This is a genomic window from Devosia sp. 1566 (assembly GCF_004005995.1).
Lineage (GTDB): Bacteria > Pseudomonadota > Alphaproteobacteria > Rhizobiales > Devosiaceae > Devosia.
On the sequence record NZ_CP034767.1, the window covers coordinates 2,372,317 to 2,398,286 of the forward strand.

Genomic DNA, 25,970 nt, shown 5'->3' on the forward strand with positions numbered 1-25,970 from the left:
ATGGCCACCACCCTCACCACTGCCCCCCGCGAAATCTCCCAGCAGCGCACGCGCCTGGTCCGGTCGGGCTTGCGCCGCCGGCACCGGAACGAAGCTATCTTTCGAGGGCTGGGCATCGGCGCCATTGTTCTGGCGCTGGGCTTTGTCGCCCTCCTGTTCGTGGATGTGACCCGCAAGGGGATCCCGGCTTTCGTCCAGTCCAACCTGCATCTGGAGGTGTTCTTCGATCCCGCCATCATCGATGTCGGCCCTGCGCCCTTGGCGACCGCATTCGCCTCGCCCGCGGAATATCAGGCGGCGGATTTGCGCTGGCGGCGTGAACTGGCTTTGTTGAACTGGAACCGCATCCTTGAGGCCGCGCTCCTCGCCAAGCTGCCGCCGGGGACCGAGATCACCTCGCGCGAACTCCTCTCGATTCCGGAAACCAATGCCCGCCATCAACTCCGGGAGATGTTCGTTGCCGATCCAGCGCTGCTTGGCCGCACTGTGCCGGTGGACGTTCTCGCCTCGGCCAACGCCGACAATTGGATCAAGGGCAACATCAACCGTTCGCTCGGCGACGCGCAGCAGCAGCTGTCACCGGCCGCCCGTAGCGTGATCGATGCCTTTGAGGCGAACGGCACCGTCACCAATGGCTTTGCCTGGTCACTGTTCACCAATGCCGATAGCCGCGCCGCGCCGGCCTCCGCGGGCCTGCTGGGTGCCTTTGTGGGCTCCCTTTACATGATGCTGATCGTGATCGTCCTGGCCGTTCCCATCGGTGTTGCCGCGGCGATCTATCTCGAGGAATTTGCCCCCAAGTCGCGGTTGACCGACTTCATCGAGGTCAACATCAACAATCTGGCCGCCGTGCCCTCCATCGTCTTCGGCCTGCTCGGCGCCGCGGTCTTCATCAACTACATGCACCTGCCCATCTCCGCGCCCCTCGTCGGTGGCCTCGTGCTCACGCTGATGACGCTTCCCACCATCATCATCGCGACCCGTGGCGCGCTGCTGGGCGTTTCCCCCGCCCTGCGCCAGGCTGCCTTGGGGATGGGGGCCAGCAAGACGCAAATGGTGTTCCACCATGTGCTGCCGGTCACCCTTCCCTCCATCCTGACCGCCACCATTTTGGGCGTCGCCCACGCCCTTGGCGAAACCGCCCCGCTCCTGCTGATCGGCATGAAGGCCTTTGTGGCCCAGGTGCCCGCTACCCCGCTCGATCAGGCCACCGCCCTGCCCGTCCAGATCTATCTCTGGCAGGGCAACGAGAACCGCAACTTCTTTGAACCGCGGACGGCAGCGGCCATCATGGTGCTGCTCGGCGTCATGATCGTGCTGAACGGCACGGCCATCTATCTGCGCTCGCGCCTCGAAAAGCGCGTCTGATCGACCTCACGCAACAAGGACATCGAAAATGGACATGCTTGCCGGTAAGGTGAAGTTGACCCAACAATCAGTGACTAGCGCCATGAACCCGTCTGCCGCCTTGGATCGTCCTATCCGGATCGAAGCCCGGGACGTAACCGTCCATTACGGCGCCAAGCAGGCTTTGTTCGGCATCTCCATCGACATCCCCGATCGCGCGGTGACCTCGTTTATCGGCCCCTCGGGATGCGGCAAGTCGACTTTCCTGCGCTGCATCAACCGCATGAACGACACCATCGAAGGCGCTCGAGTCGGCGGCACCATCAAGCTCGACGGCGAAGACATCTACGATCCCGCGCTCGACGTGGTGGAACTGCGCGCCCGGATCGGCATGGTGTTCCAAAAGCCCAACCCGTTCCCCAAATCCATCTACGAGAACGTCGCCTACGGACCGCGCATTCACGGCTTAGCGCGCAACAAGTCCGATCTCGACGAGATCGTTGTCTCCTCGCTCCGCAAGGCCGGTCTGTTCGAGGAGGTCAAGGATCGCCTCAACGAGCCCGGCACCGGTCTGTCGGGCGGCCAGCAGCAGCGTCTCTGCATTGCTCGCGCCATCGCGGTCGGCCCCGAGGTCATCCTGATGGACGAGCCCTGCTCGGCCCTTGATCCGATCGCCACCGCAATCATCGAAGAACTTATCGATGAGTTGCGCGAGAACTACACGATCGTGATCGTCACCCACTCCATGCAACAGGCAGCGCGTGTGTCCCAGAAAACCGCGTTCTTCCACCTGGGCAAGCTGATCGAGGAAGGGGTGACCGAAGACATCTTCACCAACCCGGTCCACAAGCAGACGCAAGACTATATCATGGGCCGCATCGGCTGATTTGCCCGGCACCAACGGAGGAAACGCCATGCCCGCCACTAAAGACCACATCGTAACGTCCTACAGCGACGAACTGGTCGCGCTTGCCCAGGCCATCGCGGAAATGGGCGGCATGGTGGAACTCGCCATCGAGAACGGCACCAAGTCGCTGCTCAAGCTTGACCGCGAACTGGCCGACCTCACCATCATCGCCGACCAGCGCATCGACGACATGCAGCGCCGCATCGACGACATGGCTGTGTCCATGATCGCCCGGCGCCAGCCCATGGCTTCGGACCTGCGCGCCATCATCACCGCGATCCACGTCGCTCAGGACCTGGAGCGCGTTGGCGACATGGCCAAGCAACTGGCCCGCCGCTCGCTCAAACTCGAAGGCATGAACCTGCAGCCCACCTTCTATAACGGCGTCAAGAACATGACGGCGCTGGTGCTGGGCCAGATCAAGAACGCACTCGATGCCTATTCGAACCGCGACGCTGCCGCTGCCATCGAGGTTTGCAATCGCGACGACGAGGTCGATGCCATGCACACATCGCTCTTCCGCGAACTTCTGACCTATATGATGGAAGATCCGCGCAACATTACCACCTGCACCCACCTCCTGTTCTGCGCCAAAAGCCTGGAGCGGATCGGCGATCACGCCACCAACATTGCCGAGCGGGCCTACTACCTGCAAACCGGCCGGCAGCTTACGGGCGACGTTCAGGAACTGCACCGCACGCAAATCAAAGCATAGCACGCACCAAGGTTTATTTTGGCGCCACCCTGCCCCTAGGGAAAGGGAGTGCGCAGTTGAACAATCGGGCCAATGAGCCCGACTGGAGGGTAACCCATGCCAGCCACAATTCTTGTTGTCGAAGACGAAGAAGACCTCTCGATCCTCCTGCGCTACAATCTCGAGGCAGAGGGCTTTGCGGTGCTCACGGCCGAAACCGGCAATGATGCGCTCGAGCATATCAAGGACAAGGTTCCCGATCTGATCCTGCTCGATTGGATGCTGCCTGAAATTTCCGGCATCGAGTTGTGCCGGCGCCTCCGTGCCCGCCAGGAAACCGCATTGATCCCCATCATCATGCTGACCGCCCGTGGCGAGGAAGAAGAGCGCATCCGGGGTTTGGCGACCGGCGCCGATGACTACATGGTCAAGCCCTTCTCGGTGCCTGAACTGGTTGCCAGGGTGCGGGCCCTGCTGCGCCGCGCCAGCCCAAATCTCGTCACCGCCTCGCTCAAGCTGGGTGACCTGGAACTCGATCGCACCACTCACCGGGTGCGCCGGGGCAGCCGCGACGTCCATCTTGGCCCTACTGAATACCGCCTGCTGGAATATTTGATGCGCCATCCCGGCCGGGTTTATTCGCGCGAGCAGTTGCTCGACGGCGTTTGGGGCAACGAGGTTTATGTCGATGAACGCACCGTTGATGTGCACATCGGCCGCCTGCGCCGCGCGATCAACCGGGGCCGCGATGCCGATCCGATCCGCACGGTGCGGGGCGCTGGTTATGCCTTTGACGAGCGTTTCGCCCAGCCCGCCTGAGCGATCCTGCTCTCGCCTGTTGATGATTTTGTAACGATCTGCTCAAGCGGTTTGTTAAAAGCCGGCTGCTAACGCTGTTTTCTTGAGGGAACGGCGGGGCAGTGCATGACCACCACGGATCAACGCCTGATCAACGAGCTTGCCAACCAGCCGGCTCCGGGTTCCACGACGTCCGGCGGCGGCATCACCCTGCAGCGCGGCCTCGCCGCTGCCGAGCCGGCGTGGCGCGCTCTTGAGCGCGAGGCGATCTTCACGCCCTACCAGCGCTTCGACTGGATTGCCGAGATTGCCCGCGCCCAGCAGCTCGAAGATGCGGACTTCGTCACCCTACAGATCGAATTCGATGGCAGCCCCGCCGCCCTGCTTCCCTTGCATCTTCATCGCAAGGCCGGCTGCACCTTTGCGGCCATTCCCGGCTCCTCCTTTGGCAACAGCGACTGGATGCCTGTTCGGCGCGATGCTGCGGCGCTTCTTACCCGACCCGTGCTGAACCGGGCCTTTGCCCAATTGCGAGACGAGGCCGGCGTCGATGTGCTCAGCTTCGAGCACCTGCCTCCCCAATGGCGAGGCATAGACAATCCCCTGCTCAGCTTTCCCCATCAGCCTTCGCCAGACCATTTCTATTATGCCGACATTGCGCCCACCATGCTCGAAACGCTCCCCAAAAAGAGGCGGGTCGATATCCTGCGCGGGCGTCGCCGGCTCGAGGAAACGCTGGGTCCCGTCACCTTGCGCCGCGCCACAACGCTCGAGCACATCGACCAAGTCCATGCTGCCTTCCTTGAGCATCGCTCCGTGCGATTCCGGCAAATGGGCGTGCCAAATGTCTTTGCCGAGCCTCACTTCCGCGCCTTGTTCCGGGATGGGGCCATTGCCGGCGCCAGCGAGGACAAGCCGGCCGTAGCGCTCCATGCGCTTTATGTCGGCGAAGAAATCGTGGCGACGGCGGTAGGCACCTATTCCCCCTGCCATTATTCGCAATACATCAACTCCAACACGGACGGGCCGGCCTCCAAATACAGCCTTGTGGGCCTCCTGATGTTCCTGCTGGTGGAAGATCTTATCGCCGCCGGGATCAGCAGCATCGATATGGGCGTGGGCGATTTCGCCTACAAAACCTCCTGGACCCAGAAGACGCCGATCAACGACGCGGCGATTGCGCTAAGCGCCAAGGGCACTGCCGCCGCCGCCCTCCTTAATGGCAAGCGCGCGCTTAAGCGGCACATCAAGCAGAACGACAAGCTTTGGAGCTTTGCCAAGCAGCTGCGCCAGTGGCGCCAGCCAAAACCCGACTGATCGACCCTATCCTGCAGCCGGACGACGGGCCACAAGGCTCGTGACGATCAGATAGGTCAACACCAGCGCTCCCGCCGTGATCATCACCGCCAGCAGTACCAGCCCGGTCTTGGGCGAAACCGGTGCACTCGACACCACCGGATGCGACACCAGGCGCATATCAGGGAATGCAGCGCCCCCGTCTACCTGAGCCCGCGCCGCTTCCGCCTGCTGCAGGTAACGCTCGAGGACGCTACGTTGCGCCGCCGCATCGCGCTGCAGCGCCGCGAGGGCCACGCTGTCGCGCTCTTCCCCGCCGACGGATTGTTGCAAGATCTGCTGGTCGGCCGCCAGTGCCGCAGCCAGAGCCGCTTCAGTCTCGGCCTGCCGATCCATCTGGTCAGCAATGTGCCGCGCCGCGGTAGCGAGTTGCGCATCGACGTCCGCAATCTGCGCCCGCGATCCCAGAACATTCGGATGGTTGAACGATAAACTGCTGGCTTGCTGCGCCAGCTGTCCCTGCAGACTGGCCCGGAGCTGAATGAGACTTCTGCCCCTTGCATCCGCCGCCAGTTCCGTGCTGCCCACCAGCGAACCTCCTAGCGCCAGGCGCTGCCGCAGCACCGCCGCACGCGCCCTGAAGCTCGAACTGCGCTCCTCAGCCGCAAGCCGTCGCCCCGCCATGTCGCTCAATTGGCTGCCAACCATGCTGCCCTCCGGCAGGTCCCCAATCGTCCCCCGCGCAATGCGGAACTTAGCCACAGCGTCCTCGGCTTGAAACACTCGCTGCCGCAACTCCGGTATCGTGCTCTCAAGCCACGCTAATGCCTGCCGGGCATCGTCGAGCCCCTGCTGCGCCCGCCGGGCGATCGCGGTTTCGGCGATGCTCAGCGCCAATTGGCGTGCCACTTCGGGCGCATGGGCCCGGGTCTTCAGCCAGATTATCGCGGTTCCCAGTTCGCTCGTTACCAGCGTACGCTCATCGAGCGCCAGCACCGCCGCGTCAAACGCCGCTTGCCCCGTTTCGCCGCCGTTGAACTCGGCTTGCTGCGCCAGCCCGAGCTGCGCCACCACATCCATCAAAGTGTCGCGTGAGCGCAGCAATTGCACATTGCTAGAAATGGTCGCGCGGTCCGGAACTGATACGGACGCTGGCTGACCCGCCCCGAAGTAGTTGGGTCGTGGCTCCACCAAGATCGTGGCCGAAGATTCATAAAGCCGGGGAACGCGTGACACGGCAATATATGCCAGCACGGGCACCACAAGGAGCACCAGCAGCGCGGCCCACCGGCGCGCCCAGATAATTCCGAGCAGCTGATAAAGGTCGATCTGGGAGTCAAACGCGCGCAAGCAACTGGCCTCTACCGGCAGGAACGGGGGCAGCCTAGTGCCTTTCCATGTTCACGCCGTTAACCGCGGGTGGAAATGCTTGGGAAAGCATAGAAACAGCAACACGACTGGCGCTCAGCCCCAATCATCTTCCCTCACAATTGTTGCTAATTGCAGCGAGATTTTCTTCATTCTTTGCTGGCTAGGTTTTTGCCCAATAATTGGGGGCAGAAGTGAACAGCAAGCGTCTTGTTATCTCAGTGGTGCTGGGCGGGCTCGTCCTCGCCTTCCTCGCCGTCATGGCAGTTTCGATTTTGCGCGAAGTGCCCGGCACCAACAGCTACGCGCTGCTCGCCCAATCCTGGCTCGAAGGGCGGCTCGATACCACGGGGCCCTGCTTTGACGGCGACTGCGCGCTTTATAACGGCCGCACCTATGTGGTGTTTCCGCCCGCGCCCGGGCTGGTCATCCTGCCCTTCGTAGCCCTGTTCGGCAGCAGCTTTCACTTCTTCTTGCCGCTGACGATCCTTGCTTTTGGCCTCACCGGCTGGCTTTGGTGGCGCATCGCCAACGCGTCGATACAGCTCAACCGCGATCTGGCCGTCCTGCTCGTTTTTCTGGTGCTGTTCGCGACGCCGCTCGCCTTTGTCACCATTCGGGGCGACCGGGTCTGGTTTTTCGCCCAGAGCTGGGGGACCTTGTTCAGTACGGCAGCGATCTACTTCGCGCTGGTGCGCCGCAACGGTTTGCTCGCGGGGCTTTTCATCACGCTCGCCTTCCTGTCGCGGCAGATGACGATCCTTTACCTGCCCTTCCTCTACATCCTCCTGCTCGAAGATGGCGTGCCCCTGTTCCGCATCGATCGGGCCGCATGGCGGCGAGCCTTTACCCTTGCTGCCTTCCCCGTTCTCGGGGTGCTGATCTACCTCGCCTACAACTATGTCCGCTTCGATTCCTTCGCCGAAACGGGCTACAACTATATCTTCCCACCCCAGTTCGACACGGGGGAGACAGCGGGCAACTTCCTTGTCTCGCGGGTACGCGAAATCGGGATCTTTGCCCCCGCTTACTTCATCTTCAACTTCATCTACATGTTCATCGCCGGCCCGCATGTGGATTTCACCGGCCCTTATCTGACCGAGATGGGCGGCTTTGACACCAATGGCGCGTCCCTATTCCTCGTCACGCCAGTGCTGTTGTGGGTGTTTCTGGGTAACTGGAACCGCAGCTTCTGGTGGGGTCTGGGCACCTGCGCCGCCATTCTTGGCTTGACGCTGCTCTACCATTCCAACGGCTTCTCGCAATATGCCGCCCAGCGCTTCACCCTAGATTGGCTGCCCATCCTGCTGCTGCTGCTGGCGCGGGCCCTTAAGCCCGAACACGCACCGCCGCTCGCCATTCTGCTGGCCTATTCCATGCTCGTTACGCTGGCGATGATCGTGCTGGGGGGCCTGCTCGCAATGGGCTGACGCTTCCCGTCCGCCTGAGGGTCATAGCCCTCGGGCGGCCTGCTTGCGCAAAGCGGGCAGCCGCAGGTCTGGATCGGCCCGGACAGTCACGCCCCAGATCAACCCTACGACCAGGAAATAATGCCGCCAGTGATCGGTATCGATCACGCCCGATTGCAGCGCCAACGGGATAAACACGGCCAGCGCCGGGATCAGCAGCTTGCGGCGGCTCCGGTCGGCCAGGCCGCGGAAACCGCGCCACAACGTCGCCAGCACCAGCAGGTAATAACAGGCGCCACCACCCCAACCATAGGCCTGAATCACAGTGACATAGGTGTTGTGCGGCTGCTCGATGATGCGCAGATTGTGGAACTCGGTCGGTCCAAGTCCCAGCGGATGCGACAGCGCAAGGTCGAACGCATAGCCCTGCCGCCCGAACCGCCCGGTATCGCCGGTATCATAATCCTGCGTGACGCTGGCCCGCTCCTCAAAGAGGCTCCCCACTGCCGGGATACTCAGCAGTCCGGCGAACGCGATCATGATCACGAACAAGCCCGCCAGCGCTAGGAGCAACATCCGCACCTTGTCGCGGGCATAAGCCTCAAGAAAAAAGCACAAGCCGAACACCAGCAGCGACGACAGGGCAAAATGCCCCCATGCCGCCCGCGAAAAGCTCATGAACACGCCGATCATCACCAGCATGAACAAGATGGCGGGGATCAAGAGCTTGCCGCCGCGCAGGAAAAACACGTCGCGCAGCACATACATGGCCGGCAAGATCAGGAAGGGCCCATACACATTGGGGTCCTTGAACAGCCCCTTGGCGCGACCATACAGCACAAAGGCATCAGCGCCGGGCATGAGGCCGAGATACGCCAAGACGCCGAGCACCGCCGACAACACGGCGATAGCCATATACGCGCGCACGATCAGCCGGACCCGCCGTTCCGGAGCTTCACCCACGAAGTTCGCGACGAAATAGCTGGTGATGAACAGGAATATCGTCACCGCGACGAAGGTGAATGCCTCCGTCAGCGGCGTGTAGCGCACCTGGAATGCCGCGATAAGCCCGAACGGGATAAAGGCCGTCGTCAGCAGCAGCAACGGGATAGTCGAACTAAAAAGGCTCATCCCCGCAGCCAGTGCCATGGCAAGCACCAGCACGAAGCTGAACTCGTAAGGCGATGGCTCGAACAGAACGACGCCACCCGAGAACACCCATATCGCCACCGTTGCGTGTAACAGCCAGAGCGCGCGGTCGCGCAGGAAGCTGCGCCCTAGCCGAGTGCCGGTACCTGTGTGAGGCGCAAAGGCGCCCGCCAATTCAGCCATGAGCCGGCCCTGCAGCGCTGCGGCGCCGCCTGACGCCTATCGCGGCAACACTACGGAGTTGCGCGTGAAGGAAGTGCTAAGCACACGGAGGGATTTTGGTCCCGCCCCGCCGCGCTTTAACCCCGCTCTCGCCGCAACTCGCTAGCCTTGAACAAAGGAGTATCGGCAATGATCCAGCGACGCAGCATCTTGGCCTTGGGTGTGATGGCGAGCGCCGCAGCACTAGCTTCCCCCCTGCGCGCCGAACCAGCCGTTGACGCATCAGCCTTTGGCCTCGATGGCACGTCGAGCGCCAACCAGTCCGGCGCCCTGCAGGCCGCCATCGACGCCGCCACCGGCCTGGGGCAGCCGCTCGCCCTCCCCTCCGGTACCTACACGGTCACCGATATCCGCATCACGGCTCCCCTCCGCCTGCAGGGCTCCGGCCAGACCATCCTGGCGCTCGCCGCCGGAGGCGACAGCATCCTTTCCATCGAGAACACCGCCGACGTCATCCTCGATGGCCTCACCTTCGCCGGCAACGGCAATGGCACCGGCCGCAGCGATACCGGCCTCGTCCAACTGGTGGACGCCACTGACACCACGCTGCGCGATTGCCGCTTCACCGATGCCCCGGCCCAGGGCCTCCTCCTTGCGCGCAGTGCCGCTTCCATCACCGGCTGCAGCTTTTCGCGCAGCGCCGACGCCGCCATCTATTCCATCGACAGCTTGGGCCTGCTCATCTCTGGCAACCGCATCACCGGTTGCGGCAATGGCGGCATTCTGATCTGGCGCAGCGAACCGGGCTGGGATCGCTCCATCATCACCAACAATGCGGTCAGCAGCATCGACTGGCGCGACGGCGGCAATGGCCAGAACGGCAATGGCATCAACATTTTCCGCGCTGACGGCGTGATCGTTTCCGACAACCAGATCAGCGACTGCGCCTTTTCGGCGATCCGCCTCAACACGGCCAACGACACCCAGATCACCGGCAATACCTGCACCAATGGCGGCGAGATCGCGATCTATTCCGAGTTTGCCTTTGCCGGCTCGATCATCGCCAACAATCTGGTGGATGGCGCCGCCGGCGGTATTTCCATGACCAATTGGGATAATGGCGGGCGCCTCGCCATGTGCTCGGGCAATATTGTGCGCAACATCACCGCGACCTCGCGCACCAATCCCGACGTCAACCCCTATGGCATCGCCGCCGAAGCCGACGCCGTCATCTCAGGCAACATCATCGATACCGTGCCCGGCATCGGCATCGGCGTGGGCTGGGGGCCGTTCCTGCGGGATGTGCTCGTGAGTGACAATTTGATCCGCGGCACCGAGCGCGGCATCGTCGTCAGCGTCGCCGAGGGGGCCGGAGCCGCCCGGATCACCGGCAACTTGATCTCCGAAACCCTGCATCCACTCGTGGGCGCGCGCTGGAGCGAGATCGCCTCGACGCGCCTCCAGGACGATGCGGAGCAGTTCCCGACCCTCACCGTGTCCGGCAATACGCTGCGCTAAGCCGCCTCAGTACGGCGTGCCGTCCTTGTGGGTAAAACGCCAGCCCTCGGGCGTGTGGTTGGCGACGAGGTCGTCATCGGGATAGCTGCCGACATCGCCTGGGCTGCGATCGCCGATCTCGAGATAGATCGCGGGCTCCCAGGAGCGGTTTTCCAGATGGTGGCTGATGCCGCCGGCGGCAAAGCCGGCGCACATCCCCGCCTCGAGCCGCATCTCGGTCTCGCCCGAAACTAGCCACAGCTCGCCTTCGAGCACGTAAACGAACTCGTCCTGGCGGCTGTGCCGGTGCTGGAGGGCGCTGACCGCGCCCGGATGGAGCGTCGTGCGATTGACGCCGAAATTGCGCAACCCGAACAGATCGCCCAGCGGTTGCTTGACCCGCCCTTCCATCCGCGCCGCGAACACCGGGGGATAGTTGGAGGGCTTGGTGCGAACCGGGGCCTCGGCGGCAATGATGGCCAATGGGGTCGCCGCTCGCGGGTCTGCCTTGTCCATCATTGCCCTCCTGGGTAGGCCTAGCCGGCCGCGGTATAGGCGGTCTTGACCACGGTGAAGAACTCGGCCGCATACTTGCCCTGCTCGCGCGGGCCGTAGCTCGAGCCCTTGCGGCCACCAAACGGCACGTGGAAGTCGACGCCCGCCGTCGGCACATTGACCATCACCATGCCCGCTTCGGCATTGCGCTTGAAGTGGGTGGCATATTTCAGCGAGGTCGTGACGATACCCGCCGACAGGCCAAACGGGGTGTCGTTGGAAACGGCGAGCGCTTCCTCATAATCCTTGACCCGGATCACCGAAGCGACCGGCCCGAAGATTTCCTCGCGCGAAATGCGCATCTGGTTGGTGGTTTCGGTAAAGAGCGTCGGCTGGAGAAAGTAGCCCTCGGTGTCCTTCTGGACGCGCTCGCCGCCGGCCACCAGCTTGGCGCCTTCCTGCTTGCCGATCGCGATATAGTCGGTGTCCTGCTTGAGCTGGTTGGGATCAACCACCGGTCCGATTTCGGTGTTCTTGTCCAGCGCATGGCCGACGCGCAGATTGCGGGCGCGCTCCGCCAGACCCTCGACGAACGCATCATGGATGCCTTCGGTCACGATCACGCGCGAAGAGGCCGTGCAGCGCTGGCCGGTCGAGAAGAACGCCGACTGCGCCACGCTTTCGATCGCGACCTTGAGGTCGGCATCGTCCAGCACCACGACCGGGTTCTTGCCGCCCATTTCGAGCTGGAACTTGCGGTTGTGCTCGATGGAAGCCGCAGCCACACGCTTGCCGGTGCCGACCGAGCCGGTGAAGCTGATGGCAGTCACATCGGGGCTGTCGAGCAGAGTCTGGCCCACGACCGAACCCTTGCCCATGACGAGGTTGAGCACGCCCTTGGGCAGCCCCGCGCGCTGCAGGATATCGACAATGGCCCAGGTCGAACCGGGCACGAGGTCTGCCGGCTTGATCACGACGGTATTGCCATAGCAAAGCGCCGGCGCGATCTTCCAGCTCGGGATGGCAATGGGGAAGTTCCAGGGCGTGATGATGCCGATCACCCCGATGGGCTCGCGGGTGATCTCGACACCGACGCCGGGGCGCACGCTCTGGACCACTTCGCCCGTCAGGCGCAGCACTTCGCCGGCAAAAAAGTCAAAGATCTGCCCCGCGCGGGTCACTTCGCCGATGGCTTCGGGCAGGGTCTTGCCTTCTTCCCGGCTCAGCAATTCGCCCAGTTCGGCCTTGCGGGCAAGGATCTCGTCGGCGGCCTTGCGCAAGATGGCATGGCGCTCGAGAATGCCCGAGCGCGACCAGGCGGGAAATGCCGCCTTGGCCGCAGCAATGGCCTGCTTGGTGTCTTCGGCCGAGGCGCGTGCATAAACACCCACAACTTCGGCCGTGTTGGATGGATTGATGTTCTCGGCGCCATCCGAGCCGACCCATTCGCCGTCGATCAGGTTCTGGTAGAGGTCAGTCATGGTTTCGTGCCTTTCCGAAAAGCCTTAAAGCAGGTTCGCGTTGGCCAGATCGCGCAGCAGGTGGCTGGCGCCATAGGTCCAGGGCGGACATTGGGTGGACAATTGCACCCGGTTGGTGAGCTTCCCCAGCGAAGGGGTCGAGATCGACACCACATCGCCCAGCTTGTGGGTAAAACCCTTGCCGGCGCCGCCGCGATCCTTAACCGGGGCGAACATGGTGCCGAGATAGAGCACCAGGCCGTCGGGATATTGATGGTGATCCCCGATCGTGGCTGCAACCAGCGATTCCGGCGTACGCGAGATCTGGCTCATGGACGAATGGCCATCGAGTTCGAAGCCATCCTCACCTTCCACCCGCAGCGTAATCTCGGCATTGCTGACCGTTTCGAGCGTGAAGTCGCCGCTGAAGAGGCGGATGAACGGGCCGAGCGAAGCCGAGGCATTGTTGTCCTTGGCCTTGCCCAGCAGCAGCGCCGAACGGCCTTCCACGTCGCGCAGATTGACGTCATTGCCCAGCGTCGCGCCGATGATCGCGCCCTTGCTGGTGACCACCAGCGCCACCTCGGGCTCGGGATTATTCCAGCTCGATACGGGGTGCAGACCCACATCGGCGCCATACCCCACCGAGCTCATCGGCTGGCCCTTGGTGAAGATCTCGGCGTCAGGTCCAATGCCGACTTCCAGGTACTGGCTCCACACGCCCCGCTCGATCAGCGCTGCCTTGACGCGTGCGGCCGTTTCCGAGCCCGGCACCAGTTCGGACAAGTCCGTGCCGATGAGGTCGAGAATTTCTGTGCGAAGGGAATCGGCGCGGCTTTTGTCGCCGCGTGCCTGCTCCTCGATCACGCGCTCGAGCAGGGACACCACGAAAGTGACGCCCGAAGCCTTGATCGCCTGCAGATCGATGGGTGACAACAGGCTTGCCTGGCTGGCATCGAGTTGGGGGGCATGGCTGTTGCGCAGCACCGGCTCCACGGGACCGATCGGCGTGCCACGCGCTGAACTGACATATCCCGCCGCATCTTCGCTTTCGGCAATGTCGCGCACTGTGGCAAAACCGGGCGCCGTGATGTCCAGCAGCACGTCGTCCCGCACCGTCACCACGCGTGGATGGTTGTGTCCCGGCACTCGTGCCCGCCCCAGCAACACGCCCTCGGGATAATCCTGCCCGCTCATATAATGCTCCCTCCGCTTATGGGGTTTGACTACTCTCGAGCGCCCGCTCGCGCAAGACCTCGCGGCGCCCGAAGCGTTCGGCTGCGCTAAACGATTACCCACAGCCTTGTTCAACTTCGGTTCAGCTGTGCCGCAATACTGACGCATTGACTGGGGAAGTCTCCCCGCCCCTGATGGAGTGTTCAGATGCGTCACCTTGCTGCTCTTTTGCCCCTCGCCCTCGTGGCCGGTTTTGCCCTGCCGGCCTATGCCGGAACCATCTCCATCGAAGGCCGTGGCGAAGTCACCGCCGCCCCCGATACCGCCTTCATTACCTCGGGTGTGACCACGCAGGGCGCCACCGCCCGCGAAGCGCTCGACCTAAACACCAAGGCCATGGCCGAGCTGATCACCGAGCTCAAGGCTTCGGGCATCGAGGCCCGCGACATCCAGACCTCGGGTTTCTCAGTCAGCCCCAATTATGTTTATTCCGACGAGCGCGACACCAACGGCTATACCCTGCCGCCTCGCATCGCCGGCTACCAGGTGGCCAATGTCGTGACTGTCAAGGTTCGCGCGCTCGACCAGCTCGGCGCCATTCTCGACAAGTCGGTGACCATCGGCGCCAACACCATCAATGGCGTGTCCTTCAGCGTCGAGGATCCAAGCGAATTGTTGGACGAGGCCCGTAAGGCAGCCTTTGCCGATGCCCGCACCAAGGCCGAGCTTTATGCTACTGCCGCCGGCGGTTCACTCGAGGAGATTGTCTCCATCAACGAAAGCCAGAACTTCACTGGGCCGCAGCCATTCGAGGCGCGCAGCATGGCCGCCGCAGCCCCGCAAAAGGATGTTCCTGTCGAGGCTGGCGAGCTCAGCTTCGCCATCAATGTCTCGGTGCAATGGGAACTCGACACCGACAAATAAGAATCCCACTCTCCTCTCGCGAGGGGTATGGGCGATGGGGGCGGACCACCGTAGTCAAACCGCCCCCATCAACCTATCCAGCCAACACCTTCCAGAGCATGTTGAGCCCGACCAGCACCAGGAACGCCGCGAACAGATAGCGCAGCGTTTTTTGGTCCAGCCGATGCGCCAGCGCCGCCCCATAGGGCGCGAACACTGCTGCAAGCGTTCCCACCAGCACCAGCGCGACCAGGTTGATGTAGCCCAGGCTGAGTGGGGGCAGGCCCGGCACGCCCCAGCCCGAAATGATAAAGCCCAGCGTTCCCGAGACGGCGATGGCCACCCCGATCGCCGCTGAGGTCCCGACCGCGGCATGCATGGTGGCACCAAAGGCGACCAGCGTTGGCACGGTGAGCGAGCCGCCCCCGATCCCCATTAGCGCGGAATTATAGCCAACAATGCTGGCCGCGATCCGGTGCACCAAGCGCGAGCCGTTCAGGTGCCCCATCAAGCGGGTCTGCCAGCTGGACACAATATTGGCGGCGATCAGAAAGGCCATCACCGCAAAAACGATCCGCAAGGCATCGCCGGAAAATAACCCCGCCATCAAACCACCCAGGAATGTCCCCGCGACAATGAATGGCACCCAAAGCTTGAGCGTCGGCACATCCAGCGCCCCACGCGCCAGATGCGCCCGTGCGCTCATCAGGCCGGTGGGAATAATGATGGCGAGCGAGGTACCCACCGCGGCGTGCTGCACCACATCGGCATCGAACCCTAGCAGGAGCAGCGCATTGCTCAATGCCGGCACGATGATGGCACCACCCCCGATCCCCAGCAGACCCGCGGCAAGGCCGGAGAACACCCCGGTCACCATGAGGCCCAGTACGAAGGGCCAGTACCCGACCAGTTCAGTCCAGGCCATCAGCGCTCTCCTGACAGGTGCAGCACGACCTCCCGCCAATGCGGGCGGCGGCGGTGCTCGAACAAAAACAAGCCCTGCCAGGTCCCGAATACCGGGGCGCCGCCCATCACCGGAATACCGATCGAGGTCTGGGTAAGGGCAGTGCGCAGATGCGCCGGCATATCGTCGGGACCCTCGGCGGTATGCACCAGCCAATCCATGCCCTCGGGCACCAGCCGCTCAAAATAGCCCTGCATGTCGGTTTGCACATCCGGATCGGCATTTTCCCCGATCAGCAGCGAGCATGAAGTATGCCGGCAAAACACGGTCAGCAGCCCCGTGCCGACCTCAGCGCGCGTGACCACGTCCCGAGCCTTGGCGGTGAACTCGTAAAGCCCCTGCCCCTGGGTCGGGATCGTCAGCGTTTCAATGATCTGGTGCATGCAAGGTCCACGAGCCTGTTCCCGCCCTAGCATGGCGCCCGTCGCGCCGCCACTGGCCTACGCCGCAATCGCGCCATCTTTGGCTTCAAGACAGTAAGCCGCAGCGCTCTGGTGGAACCACCCCTAAGCCCCGGCGTTGCGGGCCTTGCGGGGATAAGAGCATCATCCAGCCAGCTGTCGTTTCGTTCAGAAGCCGTTCATCTGAGATGCTGATGCTTGATGCCAACATTAAAAATTAAAGGAAAAACAGCAATGCGCATCCGAAACTGGCTCCTGACCAGCACGAGCCTGGGCCTTCTGGCCGTTGCCCCATTGAGCGTCTCGGCGCAGGAAAGCGTCGCACCAGCCGAGCTGCCCCAGGCTTGCGTTGACGCCGGGTTCAGCACGCTAGAATCTTGCATCGCCGCGCAGCCCGCCGGCGCCGATGCCGAAGCCGCCCCGGACGAAGAGGAAGCCACCGAGGAAGCTCCGGCCGAAGAACCCGCCGTAGACGACGCCCCCGCTGACGACGAGGAAACCGAAGAAGCCCCCGCCGAAGAACCTGCAGCTAATGAGGAAACCACGGCCGCCGAGCCTGAAGCCACCACGGCCGAAGAGCCTGAAGCCACCACGGACGAAGAGCCGATCCGCGAAGAAGAAGTGACCTCCGACGAAGAAACGGCGCCCGCCGAAGACGCAGAAGCTATCGAGGAGAGCGAGGCTCTTCGGACTCCCGCCCCTGCAGAAGAAGCCGCACCGACCGAGGATCCCGATAGCTTCACCACCCTCGAAGCCCCCGCTGCTGACGAGGATGTAGATCAAACCGAGCAGGACGATGTTCCCGCTGACGAGCCGACCACGGATGAGTCGACCGAAACGGTTGATGAACCCGCAACCGAGCTGACCGACGAGCCGGTCCCCGAGACCACGATCGAACAAACTGACTCGGATGCAATCACCGCCGATCAGCCTGCCGAAGCCCAATCGATCGAGACCCTGTCGGCGGAAGAACCTGCCGAAGTCATCGAAGATCTGCCCGAAGGCGTCACCCAGGAACAGGTCGCCCCGGTTCTGGACAGCGCCAAGGACGCCGAAACGGCTCCCGTGGAAGGCCAGGCTGCCCCCGAAACTGCAGCACAGCCCGCAGTTGCTGAAGAGCCTGCCGCGCCCCCGCCAACCAGCGATGCGGACGCCCAGGCTCGCCTGGCGGTTCCTGAAGAAGCTGCCGTCCTTGCCGTTCGCGAGGAGCAGGGTCAGGTTATCGAGGCTCAGGCTTTGCCTGCCCAGCAGGTGCCGCAGAACGTCACCGTTGTTAACCAAACCAATGTGGTCAACAACGTCACGAACAACACCACCAACAATACGGCCATCGACAACTCGACCAATATCGGTCAGCAGAACAACGTTCAGCAAAACAACGTTCAGCAGAACAATGTCCAGCAGACCAATTATGGCGATACCTTGACCCAGGTCGTCGTGGAGCTTGGCAACCAGCTTTATGTCAACACTCCCGGCCAGGACACTTCGCGCTTCTACAATGCCAATGAGGACGAGGTCTTCTACGAAGAGCTCCGCAACGGCCGCATCCGCGAAACCGTGACGCGTCCCGACGGCACCCAGATCGTAACCGTGCGCAACCGCAATGGTGACGTGCTACAGCGCACCCGCATCCGGCCAGACGGGCAGGAAGTCGTGCTCGCTTATTTCGACGAGCAGTATGATGACGAACTCCTGGAATGGCGCGACCCGGGTCAGGACCTCCCACCGCTGCGTCTCAACATTCCGGTGCAGGAATATGTGCTGGATGCCGCCGATGCTGACGAGGAACAGGTTGAAGTGTTCTTCCGCCAGCCACCAGTGGAACAGGTTGCGCGCCTTTACTCCATCGACGAGGTCAAGCGTTCGGCCCGCGTTCGCGACAGCGTGCGCAAGCTCGAAGTGGGCGGTCTGACCTTCGACACCGGTGCTGCCACGATCAGCCAGGACCAGGTTGGCTCGCTGTCCAAGGTCGCGGCCGCGATGCTCGACCTGCTGGAAAGCAACCCGGCTGAAACCTTCCTGATCGAAGGCCACACCGACGCGGTTGGCTCGGACATCTCGAACCTGCAGCTCTCCGATCTTCGCGCCGCCACGGTCGCTCGTATCCTGACCGACTTCTACGACGTGCCTCCTGAGAACCTTGCGACGCAGGGCTATGGCGAACGCTATCTCAAGATCCGCACCGAAGCTCCCGAGCGGGAAAACCGTCGCGTGACGATCCGCCGGATCACGCCGCTCATCACGGTCGCCAACAAGTAATCGGCGTCAGAACCACTGACTTTGGAAAGGCCGGGCAATGTGCCCGGCCTTTTTCTTTGTCCCGAAGACTCCCGGAACGGCATGATCCTTGTGATCACTTAATCGGGAACGAAAGTAAAAACCTCGCGTTTCTGGACTACGGAACAGCATAGAGGAGTGAGTACTATGGCAAATCCAGAACGCGACACCGTGTATGATACAGACACAACTCGGACCACCTATGTGCGCGAAAGTAGCGGCACTGGCTGGTTCGTAGGCATTATCGTAGCTCTCGCCCTGCTGGCGATTGGCTACCTGGTATTTTCTGCAAACTCCGGCACGTCAACTGCAGTTGATGGCGCAGCGGCGCCCGCAGCTGTCACCGAGCCCGCGGCTGAACCCGCAATGACGGCTCCAGCTCCGGCCATCGAATCGGCTCCCCCCGTTGAAGCTACCCCCGCCCCAGCCGCCCCGGCGACTGATGCTGCCCCTGCTGCTGGCGCTCCAGTGGCTCCATAATAAACTTCAGATACGGTGCCCTTGCACTCCCAAGGCAGGCATCTTCAGGGCCCTGGCATTCGCCGGGGCCCTTCTGTTTGGGCAACAGGAATGCCCCTATAGGGCAGTTACAACCATGTGCGTTCTTGATTGCGCCAGGCAGCAGGGTCATCTCCGGGCGGACGGAAAGGACATCGCATGGAACTTGGACTTTATTCCTTCGCCGAGAACACCCCGGATCTGTTGAACAATGGTCATCTGCAAAGCCCGGCAGAACGGCTGCGTGACCTCCTGGAAGAGATCGAGCTGGCTGATCAGTTGGGCCTCGGCTTTTTCGGCTTGGGCGAACATCACCGGCCTGACTATGTGGCTTCCGCACCCGTAACGATCCTGGCCGCAGCGGCCGCGCGCACCAAATCCATTCGCCTCTCCAGCGCCGTTACCGTGCTGAGTTCGGATGATCCGATCCGCGTCTACCAGCAGTTTGCGACCCTGGATTTGCTCTCGAACGGCCGTGCCGAGATCATGGCCGGGCGAGGCTCGTTCATCGAGAGCTTTCCGCTCTTCGGCTATGATCTCAACAATTACGACGAACTATTTGAGGAAAAGCTTGAACTGCTGCTCAAGCTGCGCGAGGGCGGCAAGGTCGTTTGGCCCGGCAGCAAGCACACGCACGCCATCCCCGGCATAACCGTCTACCCGCAACCTGTGCAGCAGCCGCTGCCGCTCTGGATCGCGGTGGGTGGCACTCCAAACTCGGTCGCTCGCGCCGCCTATTACGGCCTGCCCTTGATGATCGCCATCATTGGCGGACAGCCCAGGCAGTTCGCGCCTCTGGTGCAGTTTTATCGCGACACTCTGGCGCAAGTTGGCCGAGAGACCACCCTACCCGTTGGCATCAGCTCGCATGGCTTCATCGCGCAAGACAGCCAGGACGCCCGTGACATCGCCTTTCCCGCCCATAGCGATGCCATGAGCCGGATCGGCAAGGAGCGGGGCTGGTCACCAACCACCCGCGCACAGTTCGAGGCTGGAGCGAGCCCACAGGGAGCCTATGTGATGGGTTCGCCGCAGGAGGTCATCGACAAGATCCTGCAGCAGCATGAATGGTTCAAGCACGACCGTTTCGGGCTGCAGATGAGCGTCGGCACCCTCCCCCATGACAAGGTCATGAAGGCCATCGAGCTTTATGGAACGGTGGTTAAGCCTGCGGTGGACAAAGCCTTGGGCGCGCCTGCCGCGCCTTAAAACGCAAGCGCCTACTTGCCGCTGCGGCGGATCGACTTGATCTGCAGCGGCGGCAGGCCCGACTTCTCGGAAATGGCGCGATCTTGCTCCATGATGGCGGCACGCGCCGGCTCATCGCCGTCAAGGCCACCCAACAAGGCGGCGTCGACCTTGCGGTTAGAGCGCTGGCTTCCATCTTCATAGATGACGTCAAACATCACGAATTCACTGCGGGCGGTTGGCTTCCTGGCCATGATAGGTTCTCCTAAACAGCAGCAACCGCCAGGCGCACGACTGCGCGCCCGGTCCGGTTGCAAAGATTGAAAAAAGGGCTAGCTGAAAATATTCTCGCCCTGTTCGTCGATGATCTGCCGGCCCTTGTTCAAGGCCATCGCAATCAGATCATCCTTGGAGCTCATGCGGTCTGCCCGAACGAACCGATAGGTCTTGAGCGCGCCGCCGATATCCTTGTCGATGGTCCCGGCCAGCTGGTATTCGCTTCCCGCCCGCATCTCGATGGCCCGGATGGTGAAGTCCTTGTAGCTTTCTTCGCCCAAGACCTTGTCCCCCGCCGGCTCAGCCGATGTCTTGGCCCCGCCACCGAAAAGCTTGCTCAAAAACGACATCGCCATCCTCCTTATGGGCGCTGCCGCGCCGGGCGCGGCACAATTAACTCACCGCGCCGCTCCATTTCTTCGCGGAGCCAGCTAGGCGACAGGTCGAAATAGTTCGGCCAGGTCGGCACGCCATTAGCCAGGGCTACGCTGCCGAAATAACGCCGATCGCGCAGGGGCTCCACCCCCTCGCCGCGCTCGCTCAGCATCTGAGCAGCATCGAAGGTCCCGCTCGAGCCATCCGAGAACGTGACCACCAGCTTGAATGGCACTATGGCGCGGATCGCCGTAACCTTCAGGCGCTGCACAGCGGACATGGGAAAGCTTGCCTTGCCGACATCAGCATCCCCGCCACCGGCGAGGATGCCCTGTTACACTTAGTTATCAAGGAAGCTGCGCAGCTTGCGGCTGCGGCTGGGATGCTTGAGCTTGCGCAAGGCCTTGGCCTCGATCTGACGGATACGTTCGCGCGTAACCGAGAACTGCTGGCCCACTTCCTCGAGCGTGTGGTCGGTGTTCATGCCAATACCAAAGCGCATGCGCAGCACGCGCTCTTCACGTGGCGTCAGTGACGCCAGCACGCGCGTCGTCGTCTCTCGCAGATTGCTCTGGATAGCCGCGTCGATCGGCTGGATCGCATTCACGTCCTGGATGAAATCGCCCAGGTTTGAGTCTTCCTCGTCCCCGATCGGGGTTTCAAGCGAGATCGGCTCCTTGGCAATCTTGAGCACCTTGCGCACCTTGTCCAAAGGCATCTGCAGCTTCTCGCTGAGCTCCTCCGGCGTCGGTTCGCGCCCGATCTCGTGCAGCATCTGGCGCGAGGTGCGCACGATCTTGTTGATCGTTTCGATCATGTGCACCGGGATTCGGATGGTGCGCGCCTGGTCGGCGATCGAGCGGGTAATGGCCTGCCGGATCCACCAGGTCGCATAGGTCGAGAACTTGTAGCCGCGCCGATATTCGAACTTATCGACGGCCTTCATCAGCCCGATATTGCCCTCCTGGATCAGATCCAGGAACTGCAACCCGCGATTGGTGTACTTCTTGGCAATCGAGATCACGAGGCGAAGATTGGCTTCCACCATCTCCTTCTTGGCGATGGCAGCTTCGCGCTCGCCCTTTTGCACCTTGTGCACGATGCGGCGATATTCGCCTATATTGAGGCCAGCTTCGGTTGCGAGCGTCGCCACGTCACCCCGGATCTCGCGGATCGTGTCGGCTTCGCGCTTGGCGAACTCAGCCCACCCCTTGCCATCGAAACTCGCGAGGTTTTCTTCCCAGGCCGGGTTCACTTCCTGGCCGTAATAGCTTTCAAGGAACTTCTCGCGCTTGACGCCATAGCTTTCCGCCAGGCGTAGCAAACGACCCTCGAGCTTCACCAACCGCTTGTTGATGTCATAAAGCTGCTCGACCAGGTTCTCGATGCGGCCGGCATTGAGCGACAGCGACTTAACGTCGGCGATCACCTCGCCACGCAACTCATCGAGCTGCTTGCGATCGGCATCGCTGATATCGGCGCTGCGATCCTCGGCATGCCGGTCCTGCATCTCGCGCATCTTGCCATAGGCTTCGGCGATGCGGTCAAAGGTCTCCACGACCTGCGGCTTGAGCTCGGCTTCCATCGCCGAGAGCGACAGCGCGTTCTCGAACTCGTCGTCGTCATCGTCGACCGGGTCCTGCGGGGCCTGCGGCTCCTCGGGCACATAGTCGTCATCCTCGCCCGAACCGGCGCGACGCGAGGCCGGCGCAGCCTTGGGCTTTTCAGCGACGCTCTCCATGCGCGGGGCAGCGTTGAGGTTGACGAGGTCGGGCGCGGGAGCGGCCTGCTTGGCATCGGGGCCTGCATAGGTTGCTTCCAGGTCGATGATGTCGCGCAGCAGGATTTCACCGTCGGCGAGCTGATCGCGCCAGATGATGATGGCCTGGAAAGTGAGCGGCGATTCGCACAAGCCTTCGATCATGGTCTCGCGACCAGCCTCGATGCGCTTGGCGATGGCGATTTCGCCCTCGCGGCTCAGCAGCTCGACCGAACCCATTTCGCGCAGATACATGCGCACGGGATCGTCGGTCCGGTCTGAACCGGCCTTGGCATTGGATGTGGTCGCAACCGCGCTGCCGGTGCTGCTGGCAGGCGCGATTTCACCGCCGCCGCCCTCGTCCTCGTCCTTTTCGACTTCGGTTTCTTCGACCTCGTCCTCATCAACGACATTAATGCCCATGTCCGAGAACATCGACATAATGTCCTCGATCTGCTCGGAGGAAACTTCCTCCGAAGGCATCACCGCATTGAGTTCTTCGTAAGTCACATAGCCGCGCTTCTTGGCGACCTTGATGAGCTTTTTGACGGCGGCATCGGATAGGTCGAGTAGCGGGCTGTCATTCGTCGCCTCGGGGGCGCCGGCTTCCGGCTTCTCGGTTTCCTTGGTGGTCTTGGTAGCTGCCTTAGTGGCCATCTGGTACTCCTCGGGACCCGCTGCAGGCGAGTGCCGGTAAGGTCTTTAAGTGGTGACACCTCAAAGCGCGGTAAAGGTGCGGTAGCTCAAGCGTTAACGCCGCGGCGCGCTACCGGGTTCGCTTCGGGTTCTTCACATATGCAAAATCGCGCGTACCCGCGGCATTTAGGGAGAAACCCTAAAAACTGCGTGTCGCGCGTCCCGATAGCGAACCAAATCCTTCTATCAGTGCCTCTGTGCCATCGACAGTGGTTATCTGGTTCTTGATGTCGCGCAGCCTTTCAAAGGTCTCTTCGCTCGGGTCATCGCCCAGCGCCGCTTCGGCTGCCTTGAGTTCCTTATTTAGCTGAACTTTCTTGTTATGCAAGGCCAGCGCGTGACTCAATCCAGTTTCCGCGTCAATAAGGGCAATCTCCAGCCCGATCTGCCAGACGCCCTGCCCCTGCAGGACTTGCTCCATTCGCTCCAAGGCTGGCCCAAATCCGCGAATGCTCAGTGCCGATTTAAGATCGGCCGCCGAAATATCGTGGTGCCGTACCACCAGCCGTAAGATTTCGCTCAGCGCATTGCGAGCCGAAGGAGTCTCAAAGTCGAGCGCCGCCAGCGCTTCGAACTTGTCTTCCACCAATGCGGGATGATTGACCAGACTAAGGATGATCGCTGCCTCGCGCGGCGTTGCCTCGGCGGCAAGACCTGGCTTCAGCAACCGCGAGTTGCGCAACGTATCGGACACGACCACCCGCGGTGAGCCGCGACCCGACCGAGCATACCCGCCAGCACCGTAGGGCGACCGCTTCTCGCCTCCGCCACCCCGCCGTTCATAGCCTCCCGAGCGCACAGGCGAGAAGAACGCCTTCAAACGCTCATCAAACGCCTGCGCGTAATGAAAGCGCACCGAGCTGTCGCCGATGGAATTGGCGCGCTCGCGCAGTCGCGCCTGCAAGGCTGCCCGCTCCTCGGGCGCTTCGGGCACCAACCCACCCGTTTCCAGGCTCCAGATCACATCCGATAAGCTGCGCGCTCGCTCGATCACATCGGCAAAGGCCGCCCTGCCCTGCGCCTTGATCAGGTCATCGGGATCCTGCCCTTCCGGGAGCGTCGCGATCTTCACGGTTTGACCGGGCTTGAGATGCGGCAGCACCATTTCGGCCGCGCGCTGCGCTGCTTTCTGGCCCGCCGCATCGCCGTCAAAACACAGCACCGGCGTATCGCTCAGGCGCCAAAGCAGCTGCAGATGCTCCTCGGTCAGAGCCGTCCCTAAGGGCGCCACCGTCCCTTCAAAGCCGGCGCTGACCGCGGCAATCACATCGAGATAACCCTCGACCACGATCACCGTCGCTCCGTCATGGGCGGCCTGTCGGGCCGTGTGGCCGTTGTAAAGCGTCTGGCGCTTCTTGAAGAGCTCCGTTTCGGGCGAATTGAGGTACTTTGCCGGCACATCCGCCGACAGCGCCCGCCCGCCAAAGGCGATGATCCGCCCGCGAGAATCGGTGATCGGGAACATCAGCCGATTGCGGAAGCGATCATAGGGCATGGGATCATTGTCGCGCGTCGCCACGAGCCCCGTTTCGAGCATCTGCTGGGCCGAAACGCCATTGGCCGCCAGATGCTCCTTGAGCCCGTTGCGGCTATCGGGGGCAAAGCCGAGGCGGAACCGCGTCTGGCTGGCGGCAGAAACACCCCGCTCGTGCAGATAGCCCCGCGCCCGCGCTCCGATATTGTGATGCAGCGCCGCCTCGAAATACTTGGCGGCCAGCTCCATCACATCCATCAGCGTGCGCTGCTGCGCGGCCCGCTTCTCCTGGCGCTCGTCGCGCGCCGGCATCGGCACGCCAGCCATCCCAGCCAGCCGCTCCACCGCTTCGGGAAAGCTCAACCCGGCTTTTTCCACGAGGAAGCGAAAATGGTCCCCGCTCACCCCGCAGCCAAAGCAATGATAGATGCCGCGCCGGTCATCAGCGTGAAAGCTGGGCGATTTTTCGCCATGAAACGGGCAACAGGCCCACATGTCGCCCTTGCCCGGCTGCGACTTGCGCTTATCCCAGATGACGTGCTCGCCCACCACCTGCGTTATCGGCAGGCGCTGACGGATTTCATCCAGGAACTGATCGGAAAAGCGCATAGCCGCTAGGTAAGCACTGGCTTGACCGATGTCACGTCCTCAGCGGTTTTCCACAGCCTCAGGCGCGCTTGCTGCGCTGATACAGCCGCCAGGCCCAGCCAAACAGGCCACAGGCGAATAGCACCAGCATGATGCCGCCCAACACCACCATCACGCTTGAACTGACGAGGGGAAAAACCAGAAACACCAGACCAAGCACCACATAGGCGATGCCCGACAGCAGCACCGGCCAGATGCGCGCGTAGATTTCACGCTCGCGAATGATGACGACGATTTGCATGATCCCCACCAGCAGCGCCGCCAGCCCGACAAGGCTCGCGAGGAACGTCGCCGTTAAAATCGTGGCGACCAGCGGGCTGAGCAGAATCAACACACCAAGAAGCAGCGACAAGGCATTGGAAATAACGTCGAACCAGTAATTGCCGCTCTTGCCGCCACCAAACGTGAGGCTCCACAAACCCAGGGCTCCGTCGACGATCAGAATAATGCCGCCGGCCAGCACCAGCACCGTCAGCGCATCGCCCGGCGCCAGGATCGCATAAAGCCCCGCCAGCAACATGATGAGGCCGCGCAAGGCGGTAATCGCCGCAAAGCGCCGCTTGATTTCTCCATTAATCGCCATCAAAAGATCTCCCGGCCGGCGCCGCTGCCAGCACCCCACTCTAGCGCGGCGCAAGCCATCGGTCACCCTTGCCCCGGTTGCCGCCGAGCCACTGCGACCCTGATGTGGATTGCCCTGCCGCTTAGGGCATGGTTTGTCGCCCCGCCCCATCCATGCCGAGGTTTGCTTTG

At 62.3% G+C, this 25,970-nt stretch carries 24 protein-coding genes; 11 read left to right on the forward strand and 13 right to left on the reverse strand.

Annotated elements, in window-relative coordinates; translation table 11 throughout:
• The 5 genes from pstA (at position 1) to ELX51_RS11465 (ending at position 5,063) form a co-directional block, all read left to right on the forward strand.
• Positions 1 to 1,368, forward strand: a complete 1,368-nt coding sequence (pstA, locus tag ELX51_RS11445) for a phosphate ABC transporter permease PstA (RefSeq protein WP_127753637.1) — start codon at positions 1 to 3, stop codon at positions 1,366 to 1,368.
• An 82-nt stretch (positions 1,369 to 1,450) separates the two neighbouring features.
• A complete protein-coding gene (pstB, locus tag ELX51_RS11450) occupies positions 1,451 to 2,233 on the forward strand; it encodes a phosphate ABC transporter ATP-binding protein PstB (RefSeq protein WP_127755266.1) in 783 nt (260 codons plus the stop codon).
• Positions 2,234 to 2,261: 28 nt separating this feature from the next.
• Positions 2,262 to 2,969: a phosphate signaling complex protein PhoU gene (phoU, locus tag ELX51_RS11455; protein WP_127753638.1), complete on the forward strand. Its 708-nt coding sequence runs from the start codon at positions 2,262 to 2,264 to the stop codon at positions 2,967 to 2,969.
• A 96-nt stretch (positions 2,970 to 3,065) separates the two neighbouring features.
• Entirely contained in the window at positions 3,066 to 3,767 is a 702-nt protein-coding gene (gene phoB / locus ELX51_RS11460; protein WP_127753639.1) for a phosphate regulon transcriptional regulator PhoB, read from the forward strand.
• A 105-nt stretch (positions 3,768 to 3,872) separates the two neighbouring features.
• Positions 3,873 to 5,063: a GNAT family N-acetyltransferase gene (locus tag ELX51_RS11465; RefSeq protein WP_127753640.1), complete on the forward strand. Its 1,191-nt coding sequence runs from the start codon at positions 3,873 to 3,875 to the stop codon at positions 5,061 to 5,063.
• Positions 5,064 to 5,069: 6 nt separating this feature from the next.
• Here the strand turns inward: ELX51_RS11465 and ELX51_RS11470 are convergent, their stop codons facing one another.
• Complete coding sequence (locus ELX51_RS11470) at positions 5,070 to 6,392, reverse strand: Wzz/FepE/Etk N-terminal domain-containing protein (RefSeq protein WP_164854847.1); 1,323 nt, start codon at positions 6,390 to 6,392, stop codon at positions 5,070 to 5,072.
• Between the two features lie 212 nt (positions 6,393 to 6,604).
• On the opposite strand from ELX51_RS11470, the gene ELX51_RS11475 reads away from it, so the two are divergent.
• The gene (locus tag ELX51_RS11475) at positions 6,605 to 7,840 is read left to right on the forward strand and encodes a hypothetical protein (protein ID WP_127753642.1); all 1,236 of its coding nucleotides are present in this window, start codon (positions 6,605 to 6,607) and stop codon (positions 7,838 to 7,840) included.
• Between the two features lie 21 nt (positions 7,841 to 7,861).
• Here the strand turns inward: ELX51_RS11475 and ELX51_RS11480 are convergent, their stop codons facing one another.
• A complete protein-coding gene (locus ELX51_RS11480; protein WP_127753643.1) occupies positions 7,862 to 9,151 on the reverse strand; it encodes an O-antigen ligase family protein in 1,290 nt (429 codons plus the stop codon).
• 168 nt (positions 9,152 to 9,319) lie between these two features.
• Here ELX51_RS11480 and ELX51_RS11485 point away from each other — a divergent pair, with 168 nt between their 5' ends.
• A complete protein-coding gene (locus ELX51_RS11485) occupies positions 9,320 to 10,648 on the forward strand; it encodes a TIGR03808 family TAT-translocated repetitive protein (RefSeq protein WP_127753644.1) in 1,329 nt (442 codons plus the stop codon).
• 6 nt (positions 10,649 to 10,654) lie between these two features.
• Here ELX51_RS11485 and ELX51_RS11490 read toward each other — a convergent pair whose 3' ends face one another.
• From ELX51_RS11490 to ELX51_RS11500, 3 genes are read right to left on the reverse strand one after another with little or no spacing between them, the layout of a single operon-like run.
• On the reverse strand, positions 10,655 to 11,143 hold the full coding sequence (locus ELX51_RS11490) for a cupin domain-containing protein (protein WP_127753645.1): 489 nt from the start codon (positions 11,141 to 11,143) through the stop codon (positions 10,655 to 10,657).
• A 20-nt stretch (positions 11,144 to 11,163) separates the two neighbouring features.
• The gene (locus ELX51_RS11495; RefSeq protein WP_127753646.1) at positions 11,164 to 12,603 is read right to left on the reverse strand and encodes an aldehyde dehydrogenase family protein; all 1,440 of its coding nucleotides are present in this window, start codon (positions 12,601 to 12,603) and stop codon (positions 11,164 to 11,166) included.
• A 24-nt stretch (positions 12,604 to 12,627) separates the two neighbouring features.
• Positions 12,628 to 13,779, reverse strand: coding sequence for a fumarylacetoacetate hydrolase family protein (locus ELX51_RS11500; RefSeq protein ID WP_127753647.1), 1,152 nt, complete (start codon positions 13,777 to 13,779; stop codon positions 12,628 to 12,630).
• Positions 13,780 to 13,965: 186 nt separating this feature from the next.
• On the opposite strand from ELX51_RS11500, the gene ELX51_RS11505 reads away from it, so the two are divergent.
• A complete protein-coding gene (locus ELX51_RS11505) occupies positions 13,966 to 14,682 on the forward strand; it encodes an SIMPL domain-containing protein (RefSeq protein ID WP_127753648.1) in 717 nt (238 codons plus the stop codon).
• A 73-nt stretch (positions 14,683 to 14,755) separates the two neighbouring features.
• Here ELX51_RS11505 and ELX51_RS11510 read toward each other — a convergent pair whose 3' ends face one another.
• Positions 14,756 to 15,586 (reverse strand): sulfite exporter TauE/SafE family protein, encoded by an 831-nt coding sequence (locus tag ELX51_RS11510; protein WP_127753649.1) that lies wholly within the window; start codon positions 15,584 to 15,586, stop codon positions 14,756 to 14,758.
• The gene (locus ELX51_RS11515) at positions 15,586 to 16,008 is read right to left on the reverse strand and encodes a secondary thiamine-phosphate synthase enzyme YjbQ (protein ID WP_127753650.1); all 423 of its coding nucleotides are present in this window, start codon (positions 16,006 to 16,008) and stop codon (positions 15,586 to 15,588) included. Before ELX51_RS11515 ends, ELX51_RS11510 begins: the two co-directional genes overlap by 1 nt.
• A gap of 252 nt (positions 16,009 to 16,260) precedes the next feature.
• Here ELX51_RS11515 and ELX51_RS11520 point away from each other — a divergent pair, with 252 nt between their 5' ends.
• The 3 genes from ELX51_RS11520 (at position 16,261) to ELX51_RS11530 (ending at position 20,010) form a co-directional block, all read left to right on the forward strand.
• Positions 16,261 to 18,285 carry an OmpA family protein gene (locus ELX51_RS11520; protein ID WP_127753651.1) on the forward strand — a complete coding sequence of 675 codons (2,025 nt, stop codon included), beginning with the start codon at positions 16,261 to 16,263 and terminating at the stop codon, positions 18,283 to 18,285.
• Positions 18,286 to 18,450: 165 nt separating this feature from the next.
• Positions 18,451 to 18,783 carry a hypothetical protein gene (locus tag ELX51_RS20320; RefSeq protein ID WP_127753652.1) on the forward strand — a complete coding sequence of 111 codons (333 nt, stop codon included), beginning with the start codon at positions 18,451 to 18,453 and terminating at the stop codon, positions 18,781 to 18,783.
• A 177-nt stretch (positions 18,784 to 18,960) separates the two neighbouring features.
• Positions 18,961 to 20,010, forward strand: a complete 1,050-nt coding sequence (locus ELX51_RS11530) for an LLM class flavin-dependent oxidoreductase (protein ID WP_127753653.1) — start codon at positions 18,961 to 18,963, stop codon at positions 20,008 to 20,010.
• Positions 20,011 to 20,021: 11 nt separating this feature from the next.
• On the opposite strand, the gene ELX51_RS11535 is transcribed toward ELX51_RS11530, so the two are convergent.
• From ELX51_RS11535 to ELX51_RS11560, 6 genes are all read right to left on the reverse strand, one after another.
• Positions 20,022 to 20,243, reverse strand: a complete 222-nt coding sequence (locus ELX51_RS11535) for a hypothetical protein (protein WP_127753654.1) — start codon at positions 20,241 to 20,243, stop codon at positions 20,022 to 20,024.
• Between the two features lie 78 nt (positions 20,244 to 20,321).
• Positions 20,322 to 20,615, reverse strand: coding sequence for an HlyU family transcriptional regulator (locus tag ELX51_RS11540; protein ID WP_127753655.1), 294 nt, complete (start codon positions 20,613 to 20,615; stop codon positions 20,322 to 20,324).
• Between the two features lie 11 nt (positions 20,616 to 20,626).
• Positions 20,627 to 20,920, reverse strand: a complete 294-nt coding sequence (locus tag ELX51_RS11545) for a DUF2442 domain-containing protein (protein ID WP_127753656.1) — start codon at positions 20,918 to 20,920, stop codon at positions 20,627 to 20,629.
• Positions 20,921 to 20,980: 60 nt separating this feature from the next.
• Positions 20,981 to 23,056 carry an RNA polymerase sigma factor RpoD gene (gene rpoD, locus ELX51_RS11550; RefSeq protein ID WP_127753657.1) on the reverse strand — a complete coding sequence of 692 codons (2,076 nt, stop codon included), beginning with the start codon at positions 23,054 to 23,056 and terminating at the stop codon, positions 20,981 to 20,983.
• Positions 23,057 to 23,234: 178 nt separating this feature from the next.
• The gene (gene dnaG, locus ELX51_RS11555; RefSeq protein ID WP_127753658.1) at positions 23,235 to 25,178 is read right to left on the reverse strand and encodes a DNA primase; all 1,944 of its coding nucleotides are present in this window, start codon (positions 25,176 to 25,178) and stop codon (positions 23,235 to 23,237) included.
• A gap of 58 nt (positions 25,179 to 25,236) precedes the next feature.
• Positions 25,237 to 25,800, reverse strand: coding sequence for a DUF308 domain-containing protein (locus tag ELX51_RS11560; RefSeq protein ID WP_164854848.1), 564 nt, complete (start codon positions 25,798 to 25,800; stop codon positions 25,237 to 25,239).
• Positions 25,801 to 25,970 lie beyond the last annotated feature (170 nt).